General features: G+C 33.3%; 11 protein-coding genes. 6 read left to right on the forward strand and 5 right to left on the reverse strand.

The genetic code is table 11. The features are described 5' to 3' along the window. Positions 1-10 precede the first annotated feature (10 nt). The 3 genes from LPB87_RS10985 to LPB87_RS10995 form a co-directional block, all read right to left on the reverse strand. Positions 11-2,248: a nitric-oxide reductase large subunit gene (locus tag LPB87_RS10985; RefSeq protein WP_129537756.1), complete on the reverse strand. Its 2,238-nt coding sequence runs from the start codon at positions 2,246-2,248 to the stop codon at positions 11-13. Between the two features lie 97 nt (positions 2,249-2,345). Next, positions 2,346-2,867 (reverse strand): azurin, encoded by a 522-nt coding sequence (azu, locus tag LPB87_RS10990; protein WP_129537755.1) that lies wholly within the window; start codon positions 2,865-2,867, stop codon positions 2,346-2,348. 40 nt (positions 2,868-2,907) lie between these two features. After that, positions 2,908-3,342, reverse strand: coding sequence for an Rrf2 family transcriptional regulator (locus tag LPB87_RS10995; protein ID WP_129537754.1), 435 nt, complete (start codon positions 3,340-3,342; stop codon positions 2,908-2,910). A gap of 204 nt (positions 3,343-3,546) precedes the next feature. Here LPB87_RS10995 and LPB87_RS11000 point away from each other — a divergent pair, with 204 nt between their 5' ends. Next, positions 3,547-4,350, forward strand: coding sequence for an NYN domain-containing protein (locus LPB87_RS11000; protein WP_230727915.1), 804 nt, complete (start codon positions 3,547-3,549; stop codon positions 4,348-4,350). A gap of 50 nt (positions 4,351-4,400) precedes the next feature. Continuing rightward, positions 4,401-5,918: an FMN-binding glutamate synthase family protein gene (locus tag LPB87_RS11005; RefSeq protein ID WP_230727916.1), complete on the forward strand. Its 1,518-nt coding sequence runs from the start codon at positions 4,401-4,403 to the stop codon at positions 5,916-5,918. A gap of 65 nt (positions 5,919-5,983) precedes the next feature. On the opposite strand, the gene LPB87_RS11010 is transcribed toward LPB87_RS11005, so the two are convergent. Continuing rightward, positions 5,984-6,391: a hypothetical protein gene (locus tag LPB87_RS11010; RefSeq protein ID WP_230727917.1), complete on the reverse strand. Its 408-nt coding sequence runs from the start codon at positions 6,389-6,391 to the stop codon at positions 5,984-5,986. Between the two features lie 448 nt (positions 6,392-6,839). Between LPB87_RS11010 and LPB87_RS11015 the strand changes: the two genes are divergently transcribed. The 4 genes from LPB87_RS11015 (at position 6,840) to LPB87_RS11030 (ending at position 11,821) form a co-directional block, all read left to right on the forward strand. Continuing rightward, on the forward strand, positions 6,840-7,415 hold the full coding sequence (locus LPB87_RS11015; protein WP_230727918.1) for a non-canonical purine NTP diphosphatase: 576 nt from the start codon (positions 6,840-6,842) through the stop codon (positions 7,413-7,415). A gap of 207 nt (positions 7,416-7,622) precedes the next feature. Then, positions 7,623-9,521: a DEAD/DEAH box helicase gene (locus LPB87_RS11020; RefSeq protein WP_230727919.1), complete on the forward strand. Its 1,899-nt coding sequence runs from the start codon at positions 7,623-7,625 to the stop codon at positions 9,519-9,521. 87 nt (positions 9,522-9,608) lie between these two features. Beyond that, complete coding sequence (locus LPB87_RS11025; protein WP_230727920.1) at positions 9,609-10,376, forward strand: carboxypeptidase-like regulatory domain-containing protein; 768 nt, start codon at positions 9,609-9,611, stop codon at positions 10,374-10,376. A 134-nt stretch (positions 10,377-10,510) separates the two neighbouring features. Continuing rightward, positions 10,511-11,821: a DUF389 domain-containing protein gene (locus tag LPB87_RS11030; protein ID WP_230727921.1), complete on the forward strand. Its 1,311-nt coding sequence runs from the start codon at positions 10,511-10,513 to the stop codon at positions 11,819-11,821. 287 nt (positions 11,822-12,108) lie between these two features. Here the strand turns inward: LPB87_RS11030 and LPB87_RS11035 are convergent, their stop codons facing one another. Beyond that, positions 12,109-13,569 (reverse strand): aminoacyl-histidine dipeptidase, encoded by a 1,461-nt coding sequence (locus LPB87_RS11035; RefSeq protein ID WP_129537746.1) that lies wholly within the window; start codon positions 13,567-13,569, stop codon positions 12,109-12,111. Between the last annotated feature and the right edge of the window lie 9 nt (positions 13,570-13,578).

Raw genomic sequence — 13,578 nt, forward strand, 5'->3', positions numbered from 1 at the left:
TCTTAATTTATTATTTTTTTCTATTTTTTAATGTCAAATCAAAGACAAACCAAGCTGTAGTTATAATTCCTATTCCAAAGATAGAATCACCTATAGCTCGCATCCATTTTAAGGTAATCATTGTAGGTTGTTGCATTAACTCTGATGAACGTGCGTACCACATTCCGTGATCTATGCTTTCGATTGCTTGCCAAATACCTATTGGTAACAAACTTAATACTGCCATTAAAAACAGGCCTATATTTAATGACCAAAAAGTAATCTTAAGCAGTTTCTCATTCCAGCTAATATTTCTGTATAAACTTCTTAAAACAAAAAGCATTAACCCAATTCCTAACATTCCGTAAACCCCAAATAATGCTGTATGTGCGTGAAGAGGTGTTGTATTTAAACCTTGTACATAATAAAGCGCAATTGGTGGATTAATTATGAATCCGAAAACTCCAGCACCAAGGAAATTCCAGAATGCTACTGCTATCATAAAATAAATAGGCCACTTATAATCTATAATCCACTGCGTAGATTTTGATAGTTTATAATTTTGATATGCTTCAAAACCAATTAATGTAAGCGGTACTACTTCTAGTGCACTAAATGATGCTCCTAATGCCATAATAGCTGTGGGAGTTCCTGAGAAATACAAATGATGAAACGTTCCCAAAATACCACCAGCCATGAAGATTATAGTTGCAAACAAAACATTTAAAGTAGCGGTTTTCGTTTTTAACAATCCCAATCGAACAAACAAAAATGCAATAACAACCGTTGCAAATACCTCAAAGAATCCTTCCACCCATAGGTGAACAACCCACCATCTCCAATATTCAGCAATTGCAAGGTTTGTTTGTCTTCCCCACATTAATCCTGCCCCATAAAACATGGCAATAGCAGTACAAGAGATTAAGAATAGAATGATTAGATTTTTTTCTTCTGTTTTTTTCTTTAAAACGGGGATCAATGGTCGTATCATTAATGCCAGCCATAAGAACAATCCAACTAAAAGGAATATCTGCCAGAAACGTCCTAGATCTACATATTCATAACCTTGATGTCCAAACCAAAAGTTTTGTACCAAGTTTAGTTTTTGCATTACTCCAAACCATTGTCCGACCATTGAACCTAAAACAATAATTAGCAGAGCAATAAACAAGAAATTCACTCCAAAACATTGAAATTTTGGATCTTTACCCGAAACTGCCGGAGCAATATATAATCCTGTTGCTAACCAAGCTGTTGCTATCCAAAAAATAGCCAATTGCGTATGCCAGGTTCTTGTAACTGCATAAGGTAAAATTTGATCTATCGGAATGCCGTATAACGCATTTCCTTCAACACCATAGTGAGCTGTAACTATTCCTAAAGCCATTTGAATAATCATTAATAAACTCACTACCCAGAAATATTTTTTAATCAAATACATCGATGGAGTCATTCCTTGATTAATTATTGGATCTTTTGTTGGCAGAGGAAATTCTTCTTCTTCACCCGATTTAGCATGATAAAACACTAGAATTCCAATACTGAAAATCAATAAAATAATACTAACACCTGACCAAGCAAGTAGTTCTTTTGTAGCAACATTACCAACCAATTCATCCGCTGGCCAATTGTGTGTATAAGAAATATCAGAATTAGGACGCTCTGTTACTGTTGCCCAAGTAGCCCAAAAGAAAAAGGCATTCATTTTATGCATTCTAGCTTCTTCTTTTACAGCGTTTTTAGGAATGGCATATTCTTCTCTTAACTTATCAAATTTAGAATCATTGGTAAAAAGCCCTTCATAATATTTACTTAAATATTTAATAGCTTCAACCCTATTTTCGGATATCGTAAGCGTTTGTGACTTTTCATCATAACGATTTGTTCTCACATCTTTTTGCAGGCGTATCTTTAACGCTGCTTGTTTCTCTTTATCCAAGTCTTTAAATTCCTTACCGAAATCTTCTTTCGCATATTTATCTAGAATAAACATTGCTTCTCGATGCAACCAATCGGCTGTCCAATCAGGAGCTACGTATGCACCATGTCCCCATATTGATCCAACTTCCTGACCTCCTATACTTTGCCAAACATTTTGTCCATCTTTAATTTCATCTTCCGAAAAAATAAGTTTTCCGCTATCTGAAACTATTTGTTTAGGAATTGGTGGCGCTTGCTGATAAATTTCGTAACCATAATATCCTAAAACCGCAAAGGATATACTCATTACTAAAGAAAATGCAACCCATAATTTTTTTTCTCTTTTCATATATTATATTTATTTTTTTTTACATAAAAGATAAAATTGTCTTTTATTAGTTTAATAAAAAACTCTAACCCTATAAATTAGGATTAGAGTTCTTTAATTATTCAACAATTAAAACCCCTTTCATCATAGCAACGTGCCCTGGGAAAGTGCATAAAAAATTGTATGTTCCTTTTTTATCTACAGTAAATTCAATAGTATCTTCTTCTCCACCACCAATTAATTTAGTATGTGCAACGATTGAAGCTTTTTCAGAAGTCGGAATATAGTCAGTATCTTTAGCTTCAATTGCTTTAGCTGCAAAAGCGGCTTCATCTGTACCTTCTTGTAAAATAACTATGTTGTGCCCCATAGCTTCTTTAGGAATTTTACCTACGTGTTTTAATGTTAGCGTAATAGGTTTTCCAGCTACTGCTCTAAGTTCTTTAGTATTAAATTGCATTTGATCATTTCCTTCAATAACCAAAACATTACTTACTGCATCAGTTTGTGCTTCTGAGTCAGTTGTTGTTTCATTCATCTCAGTTGATTCTGTAGTTGGAGTTGCTTCTTTTTTACCACAAGAAGTAATTGCTAAACATCCCATTAGCATTAAAATCGAAATTTTGACTTTTTTATTCATTTTTAAGTATTTAAATTATTTTAATATTGATTGTTTTTATTTATCGTTTTAAGAAAAATTCTCCTGATTTAACCCCCAAAGCAAGCTCTTCTAAAGTGGTATTTGTGAGCATATCTAATAATAACCCACGTATTACCTTAAACTCATTATGAACTGGGCAAGGATGTGATTCTGAACATTCTTTTAATCCAATACCACACCCCATATATATACTATCCCCATCGACTGCATCGACAATCTGGATTAGTTTAATAGACTTAATCGCAACATTTGAAACTTCAAACCCTCCACCTACTCCTTTCGCAGAATCAATAATGCCATTTTTGGTTAAAATCTGCATTATTTTAGCCGTAAATGGCTCTGGAGAATCAATTTCTTTTGCCACATCTTTTATCCCAACTCTAATTCCTTGAGAAGATTTAGTTGCAATAAATATTGAGGCGCGGATCGCATATTCGCATGCTTTTGAAAACATAGAGTTAGTTGATTATATTTTATACAAATATATTTAAAAACTTATTAAAAGACAAATTTATCTTTAATAGATTTTTAAATTAAAAAAAGCTTATTTATAACCAGAATAATTTAATTATCCTAAAACACATATTATAAAGCAACTTCCTTTAAAACAAATTTTAATTTTACCTTTGGTAGATTATAATTTTGTAAAACCTATAAAATGTCTTTAAACAGCAACAGAGAATTGAAACTTGCTGTACTTATCGATGCCGATAATGTACCGTATAGTAATGTAAAAGGTATGATGGAGGAAATTACTAAATTTGGTACTCCAACAACCAAACGTATTTATGCCGACTGGACAAAACCCAATGCAAGCGGTTGGAAAAGTGTTTTACTAGAACATGCCATTACTCCTATTCAACAATATAGTTATACTGTAGGTAAAAATTCTTCAGATTCAGCTTTAATTATCGATGCCATGGATTTATTATATTCTGGTAAATTAGATGGTTTTTGTATTGTTTCCAGCGATAGTGATTTTACAAGGCTAGCTATTCGATTGCGAGAATCTGGTATGAAAGTAATTGGAATCGGTGAAAAGAAAACACCTAGTGCCTTTATTGTAGCTTGTGATCGTTTTATATATATTGAAGTATTGGATGGTGCTATTAAAAAGAAAGATCCAAAACCTACTGCTTCTGACTCTAAAAAACCTGTTGAAAAGCCAACTGGAAAACAAAGCGAAAAACAAACTGAAAAACCATTAAACAAAATCGACTTACAAACCATCGAACTTATCGAAGACACGATTGAAGCAATTGGTGACGATGACGGATGGGCTTTCTTGGGAGATATAGGTAATCTTTTGGTAAAAAAGAAACCTGAATTTGACCCACGAAATTATGGCTTTTCAAAATTAACTCCAATGCTAAAGTCTTTAACTGATATTCTCGAAATCGATGAGAGAGATTCTGATAAAAAAGGAATCAAACACAATTACGTTCGCTTGAGATATAGCTAACCATTTTACAATTACATACTTTACACATTTCAAATTAAACATTAAAAAACATGAGAAAAAAATTCTTTATTTACGGAATCTTATTGTTTCTAGTCGTTGCCGCAATTTATTATTATTCTGAATCAGGACGTGGTTTCTTACTCCTTATTATTATTCCAATATTATTAATCGTTGGAGTTTATAATATTAACCAGGAGAAACATGCAATCCTTCGAAATTTTCCAGTTCTTGGTTATTTTAGATATCTTTTTGAAATGATTGCTCCTGAAATTCAACAATATTTTATTGAAAGATCAACTGATGGTAAACCATTCTCAAGAAATCAACGCTCATTAGTATACCAAAGAGCCAAAAACATAGATTCTAGCTCTCCTTTTGGAACTCAATTAAATCTTAATCATGATAGCTATGAAGGAATCAAACATTCTATTTTTCCAGCAAAAGTAAACGAAGAATTACCTCGTGTCCTTGTTGGCGGAAAAGATTGTAAACAACCATACTCAGCTTCGCTACTAAATATTTCAGCAATGAGTTTTGGTTCTCTTAGTGAAAATGCTGTTCGTGCTTTGAATATAGGTGCTCAAAAAGGAAAGTTCTACCAAAACACCGGTGAAGGAGGTCTTACAGAATTTCATCTTGCTGGAGGCGGTGATGTTACTTGGCAAATTGGTACAGGATATTTTGGCTGTCGTGACGCAAATGGAAATTTTGATGGAGAAAAATTCAAAGAAAAAGCATTACTCCCAAATGTGAAAATGATAGAAATTAAACTATCACAAGGAGCAAAACCTGGACATGGAGGAGTACTTCCTGCGTCGAAAAATACAGAGCAAATAGCTAAAATAAGAGGTGTTGAACCTCATACTACAATCTTATCACCTCCTAGCCATAGTGCATTTTCTGATGCAAAAGGATTAGTTCATTTTGTAGCTCGTTTGCGTGAATTATCAGAAGGAAAACCAATTGGCTTTAAACTTTGTATTGGGAACACTAAAGAATTTGAAGAAATTTGTAATGAAATGATCGCTGAAGATTGTTTTCCAGATTTCATTACTATAGATGGTGCCGAAGGTGGTACTGGTGCTGCTCCGTTAGAATTTGCAGATGGAGTTGGTATGCCGTTTGAGCCTGCTTTAATTTTTGTGAATAAAACATTGATTGCATTAAATATTAGAGATAAAATGAGAGTAATTGGTAGTGGTAAAATCATTTCTGGATACTCTATACTACATGCCGTAGCTCTTGGTGCCGATATGTGTAATAGCGCTAGAGGCTTTATGTTCTCATTAGGTTGCATTCAGGCGCTACGTTGCCATAATAACGAATGCCCAACAGGAGTTGCAACTCAAAACAAAATGCTAATGAAAGGTTTGGTTGTTACAGATAAATCAGAACGTGTATACCATTTTCATAAAAACACTTTGCACTCAGCAAATGAATTATTAGCAGCATCAGGTAAAACCCGTTTTGCTGATGTTGATATCAATATTTTTATGCGTGGTGATGAATTTACTAATCTATCTGAACTCTATTTCCCAGATAACTTGACAAGCGTTACTAAACGATAAATACTAAAAAGCCTCTTTGCTAATTACAAAGAGGCTTTTTAATTAAATCCAGAAGTCTAAATAAATTATTCTTTCAATAAAATACCTAAAGTTTCATTATTCAACACCTCTTTATTAAGAACTGTATTATCATTAGCTAGGAAATAAACGTCAAACTGTACTCCTTCTTTAATTAACTCTTTAGGAATTTGATTTTTGTTTATCATATCTTTCAATAATTTAGGAAACGATATACTAGCTGCTGCTTTATTAGAATCATTTTCTGATAAATTAGTTTCAAAACGCAGTTCAACTTTGTTATCGTTTATATAACCTCTGGCAGTAGTAAGTGTTACGTGCTCACCTTTAAAAGTTGCTGCAGTACTATTATAAGTAGCAACATACTCTTGAAGTTTTTGCTTAGTATTTTTACAACTTACTAATAACAATACAATAGCAACGGTAAATAAAACTTGAGTTATTTTCTTAATCATTTCTTTTTTAGTTAAGTTAATGAATTATTCATTCAAACATAATCTAATTCCATTTCATACACAATACTTACAATCGATTGATTAAATATTGTGTTGGTAATGCCTTTGAGCACCTTTGTCAAAGTTTTGAACCAAGGGTATAAGGAACTTCGATTAAAGCTCAAGTTTAAAGTTGGTGTGTGCATTTTTATCATTTCGAGGAACGAGAAATCTTCACGAGTAGCTCGATAATTTAAGGAAAATACTGTGAGTTAGTTTCTTGCGGAGATTTCTCGTTCCTCGAAATGACAAGTTTGGGATTATTTTGCGTGAAACTAAAATTCCTTACTATCTTGGTTTTGAACTTTAACTAAGATTCAATAACTCCATAAAAACTGCAAAGTCAAAATTCACTGAAAACATTGTAACTTTGTGTAAACATATTTTTTAATTATACACCTATTATATAATGAATCTAGTTTTCGCTTCTAATAATAAAAATAAAATTCTCGAAATACAGAGCATACTCAATGGCAGCATAAAAATACTAAGCCTTGAAGATATCGGCTGCCATGAAGACATACCAGAAACTGCAGATACTATTGAGGGAAATGCCATCCTTAAAGCCGATTATGTAACTGAAAAATATGGCTACGATTGTTTTGCTGACGATACCGGACTTGAAATAAATGCTTTAAATGGTGAACCCGGAGTTTATTCAGCTAGATATGCTGGAGAGCAACGTGACTCTGATGATAATATGAATAAAGTTTTAGAAGGATTAAATGATGTAGCTAATCGTAATGCTCATTTTAAAACTGTAATTGCATTGAATCTTAACGGAAAGCAACATTTATTTACAGGGATTGCCAACGGAACAATTACTCATAATAAAAAAGGAAATCAAGGCTTTGGTTATGATCCAATTTTTCAGCCTGAAGGATATGAGGAAACGTTTGCAGAATTACCTTTAACCATCAAAAATAAAATTAGCCATCGTGCAAAAGCAACGCAACAACTTATCGAATTTCTGAACATAATTTAATAATTGTTTAAAATGCAACATTTTATAGTACAAATTTTAAATTTCAAGACGTTTTTTTGCTTCAATTTCTAAAAAAATGACTACATAATTGCAAAGCGTAAATATAACTATTTGATAATCAAATCATAATAAATACACAATTCTTAAAATAGCATTAGTTTATCTGAATAATTAACAGTAATTTTGCACCCTATTTTAAAAATACATATGAATAAATTTGAACAATTAGGATTGAGTGAATCGTTACTGAAGGCGATTTTAGATCTAGGATTTGAAAATCCGACCGAAGTACAGGAGAAAGCGATTCCCCTATTATTGGAAAAAGACACAGATATGGTTGCGTTGGCTCAGACAGGGACAGGGAAAACGGCAGCTTTTGGTTTTCCGCTAATTCAGAAAATTGATGCCAACAATAGAAATACACAAGCATTAATTTTATCTCCAACCCGCGAGCTTTGTTTGCAAATTACTAACGAAATTAAAAACTACTCTAAATACGAAAAAGGTATTAACGTAGTAGCTGTTTACGGTGGTGCAAGTATTACAGAACAAGCTAGAGACATAAAAAGAGGAGCACAAATTATTGTGGCTACTCCAGGTAGAATGCAAGATATGATTAACAGAGGATTGGTAAACATTTCTCAAATCAACTATTGCGTTCTTGATGAGGCTGACGAAATGTTGAACATGGGATTCTACGAAGATATCGTAAATATCTTATCTACATCTCCAGACGAAAAAAGCACATGGTTGTTCTCTGCAACTATGCCACAAGAAGTTGCTAGAATTGCAAAACAATTCATGCATGACCCATTAGAAATTACTGTTGGAGCTAAAAACTCAGGTTCTTCGACTGTATCTCACGAATTTTACTTAGTAAATGCACGTGACCGTTACGAGGCTTTAAAACGTTTAGCTGATGCTAATCCAGACATTTTCTCTGTAGTTTTCTGTCGTACTAAGAGAGATACTCAGGCCGTTGCCGAAAAATTAATTGAAGATGGATATAGCGCAGCTGCGTTGCACGGAGATTTATCTCAAGCACAACGTGATGGCGTAATGAAATCTTTCCGTGGAAGACAAATTCAGATGCTTGTTGCTACTGACGTTGCTGCACGTGGAATTGATGTTGATAACGTAACTCACGTTGTAAACTACCAATTACCTGACGAGATTGAAACATACAATCACCGTTCTGGACGTACTGGTAGAGCTGGAAAATTAGGAACTTCTATCGTAATTGTTACTAAAAGTGAATTACGTAAAATTTCTTCAATTGAAAGAATCATCAAACAAAAATTTGAAGAAAAAACAATTCCTTCTGGAATCGAAATTTGCGAAATTCAATTATTGCACTTAGCTAATAAGATTAAAGATACTGAAGTTGATCACGAAATTGACAACTATCTTCCTGCTATTAACAATGTTTTAGAAGGACTTACAAAAGAAGAATTAATCAAGAAAATGGTTTCTGTTGAATTTAACCGTTTTATTGCTTATTACAAAAAGAACAGAGATATCTCTAATCAATCTTCTGGTTCTGACAGACGTGATGACAGAGATGGTACTGCAAGACCTAACAATAATGGTGGAGCAACTAGATACTTTGTTAACATCGGATCAAGAGACAATTTTGATTGGATGTCATTAAAAGATTACTTGAAAGAAACATTAGACTTAGGTCGTGATGACGTTTTCAAAGTAGATGTAAAAGAAGGTTTCTCTTTCTTTAACACTGACCCTGAGCACACTGATAAAGTAATGGAAGTATTAAACAACGTTCAATTAGAAGGACGTAGAATTAATGTTGAAATTTCTAAAAATGACGGTGGTGGAAGACGTGACCATAACGGAAGAAATTCTGGTGGTGGTTTCGGTGGCGGAAGAAGTTCTGGTCCAAGAAGAGAAGGTTCTGGAGGAGGATTTAGAAGCGACAGAAACTCTGCTCCAAGAGAAGGTGGCTTTAGAAGCGACAGAAACTCCGCTCCAAGAGAAGGTGGTTTCAGAAGCTCTGCTCCAAGAAATGAAGGTGGTTCAGACAGAGCTCCTAGACGTTCTGAAAGCTTTGGCGATTCATCAAGACCAAGAAGACCAAGAAGAGATTAATTCTCTTTGTTAATTTTCTGATAATTATACCAGAAGACTACAAAATATTCAATCCTGATTACTACTTTTAGAGTTTTAAATCAGTTTATGAAATATTTTGTAGTCTTCTTATTTTTAGTACTATCCACAGCAGCGTTTTCTCAAGACACAGAGCATCCTCAACGCGTATCTGGTTACATTGTTAACGACAACACAAAACTCCCTTTATCTAGCGTAAACATCATCAATCTTAACAAAGTAAGAGGTGCTACATCTGATGCAAAAGGATATTTTGAAATTGATGTTCAGCCAAATGACACCTTACACTTCTCTATTTTAGGATTTCAATCCTTAAGAATACGCGTTACTAATGACTGGATAAAAAACAAAGTCACTAAAATTCAGCTTACCGAAAAAGCAATTGCACTTGAAGAAGTTGTAATAAGACCTTTTAATTTAACTGGATATCTAGAAGTTGACTCAAAACTTATTCCTTCAAAAGAAAACTACCGTTATAGCATATCAGGATTAACTCAGGGATATGAAGCAGGAGAGTACTCCCCTAATGCTTTTGGTAAAGTACTGGGATCTATCTTTAATCCAGCCGATGTACTTTATAATTTTTTCGGAAAAAACCCTAAAGAATTAAAGAAGCTTAAGGAAATGAAAAAAGACGATACTGTTCGTAATCTATTAGAATCAAAATTTGACAGAGAAACCGTAGCCGTATTACTTGGAGTAAGCAAAGATGAAATTCCTGAGATTTTAAAACGTTGCAACTATTCTGATTCATTTATACAAGGCGCAAACGATTTACAAATAATGGATGCAATAAGCGGTTGTTATGAACAATATAAAATCCTTAAACGTAATTAGTCCTTTAAAAATATAAAAAATCGATCCTCACTACTAAAAGTAGCTGAGGATTTTTTTTTGGCACAACAACGCACATCCATAGAAACATTCTGATATAAAATTTGTAATTTAACGTTCTGAAAACTCCTTTGTAAATGAAAAAAGAAATAAGCAAAGTCCTAAACTTTATAGATCTTCATAAAGGAGAAGAAAACAAAAGAAAAGTAATTGAGAACATCACTAGTTCCATATCTTTTAGAGGTTCTAACTTATGGATATTAGCCTGCGCAATACTAATTGCATCCGTTGGTTTAAATGTTAACTCAACAGCAGTAATAATTGGCGCTATGTTAATTTCACCTCTCATGGGACCAATTGTCGGAGCAGGTTTCGGACTAGGCATGTATGACTTTGAATTAGTAAAGAAGTCTATAAAAAACCTTCTAATTGCTACATTTGTAAGTTTAGCTATCTCTACTTTATATTTCTACGCAAGCCCTTTTAAAGAAGCACAATCAGAGCTTTTAGCCAGAACTTCTCCAAATATATATGATATATTAATTGCCTTTTTTGGCGGTTTAGTTGGCGTTATTGCAGTAACAAGGGTCGAAAAAGGAAATCCAATTCCTGGTGTTGCAATAGCAACAGCTTTAATGCCTCCATTATGTACTGCTGGATATAGCTTAGCTTTAGGAAACATCGGTTATTTTTTAGGAGCCATGTATCTATACGCTATAAACTGTGTGTTTATTTGTATTGCAACTTTTATAATCGTAAAATTCCTGAAATACCCTGTTACTCAACAATTAGATACAAAACATGAAAAACAAGTAAAATACGGTATCACAATACTTATCATGCTAATGATTTTACCAAGTATCTATTTTGCGTATCAGCTTTTTGTTGAAAAAAGCTATCGTTTAAAGACTGAAATTTTCATTAAAAAAGAGTTCACAGATCATGATTATCCAATAATATACAAAAAGATAGAATACAACAGTAATCCTAAAAAGATAGAACTTGCATTTTTATCTAAAAAGTTTAACAACGAAGAAATTAGCAATTTAAATAAAAAACTAATTGACTATAATCTACCAAACACCCAACTATTAATCCAACAAGATACTTTTAATATAAGTCGAGACATCCTCAACAAGATGAACTCTAGCAAAGACCTAGTCGATAAAAAAGACATTTTAATTAACAGCTTACGCGAACAACTAGCTGAATATCAATTCAACAATGAGCAAATTACTAACGAATCTAAAGTGCTTTTTCCTTACATATCATCATTAGTTATTGGAAATTACTCTTATAAAAATGCGCAAAACACCGAAATAATTCCTATTGTTTTATATCAAAGCAAGAAAGAATTAGATAAAGAAATGAATCATAAATTAAAATCATGGCTCAAAATTCGACTAGCAAAAGACTCCATTGAAGTATACAGACAGCCCTCTAAATAATAAACTTGAATTGATATGCTTTAATAGCTGATTAAGAGTAATCTTCTAAAAATAGTTACTATATTTACTTTTATATAATAAGAAATTAACTAAACTAGAATATCATGGCAAAGAGTCAAGACGCTAAGAAAACACAAAAAAAAGAACCTCTTAAAACTGCAAAAGAAAAGAAAGAGGAAAAGAGAGAAAAGAAAAACAGTCCTAAAAGAGACTAATTTTTAGTATTCAGTCACAGTTTTCAGTACTCAGTTAAAACTGCTTACCGAAAACTGCGACTGTCAACTTTATTACTTTACTGGAATATTAGAAAGAATCTCTAAAACAAATTTCCAATATTTTTGAGCAGATGAAATACTTGCTCTTTCGTCCGGTGAATGTGCTCCATGAATTGTTGGTCCAAAAGAAATCATATCCATATCTGGATAATTAGTCCCCAAGATACCACATTCTAAACCAGCATGGCAAGCCACAACTTTAGGCTTTTCATTATTTTGTTTTTCGTAGATACCAACTAGAACATCTAATATTTCAGAGTTCACATTTGGTGTCCAACCTGGATAACTTCCTGAAAGTTCTACCTCACAACCTACTAGTTCAAATGCTGAACGCAATGAGTTAGCCAAATCAAATTTAGATGTTTCAACAGAAGAACGCGTTAGACATCCAATCTTAATTTCACCATCTTTTACTATAACACGAGCAATATTGTTCGAAGTTTCAACTAAGTCTGCCATATCAGCACTCATTCTGTAAACTCCATTATGAGCAGCATAAATTGCACGAATGATACCTTCTTGAACTCCTAAATCCATTACTTTTTCAGGCAAATCGCATTTAACGATTTCTATCGTAAGATTTGGTTCAGTCGTTTTAAACTCCGTTTTAATATCATTGATAATTTCTTGCATGTCAAAAATGTAAGCTTCATCAAACATCTCTGATATGATTACTTTCGCTACACTTTCTCTCGGAATTGCATTACGCAAACTTCCTCCGTTAATCTCAACTACTTGCAATCCGAAATTTTCAAAAGCATCAAACAACAAACGGTTCATAATTTTATTGGCATTACCCAACCCTTTATGAATATCCATCCCCGAGTGACCTCCTTTAAGTCCTTTTACAGTAATAATATGTCCAACTGAACCTTCTGGAACATCTTCTTCATTATATGTTCTTGTAGCAGTTACATCAATTCCTCCTGCACAACCAATATCAATTTCATCATCTTCTTCAGTATCTAAATTCAATAAAATCTGACCTTGAAGAATTCCTCCTTTTAGATTTAACGCTCCTGTCATTCCTGTTTCTTCGTCGATTGTAAACAACGCTTCTATTGCAGGATGTGGAATGTCTTTACTTTCTAAAATTGCCATTATTGTTGCAACTCCAAGTCCATTGTCTGCACCAAGTGTAGTTCCGCGAGCACGAACCCAATCCCCATCAACATACATATCTATTCCCTGGGTATCAAAATCAAAAACCGTATCGGCATTTTTTTGATGTACCATATCCAAATGCCCTTGTAAAACAATAGCTTTACGATTTTCCATTCCTGGAGTAGCTGGTTTACGGATAATTACATTACGAATTTCATCCTCAAAAGTTTCTAATCCTAAACTAGTACCGAAGTTTTTCATGAACTCAATAACACGCTCTTCTTTTTTAGATGGACGTGGTACTGCATTCAAATCGGCAAACTTATTCCAAAGTTCTTTTGGTTCTAAATTTCTTATTTCTTGACTCATTATGTTTTG

The sequence above is a fragment of the Flavobacterium sp. EDS genome (assembly GCF_020991525.1).
Lineage (GTDB): Bacteria > Bacteroidota > Bacteroidia > Flavobacteriales > Flavobacteriaceae > Flavobacterium.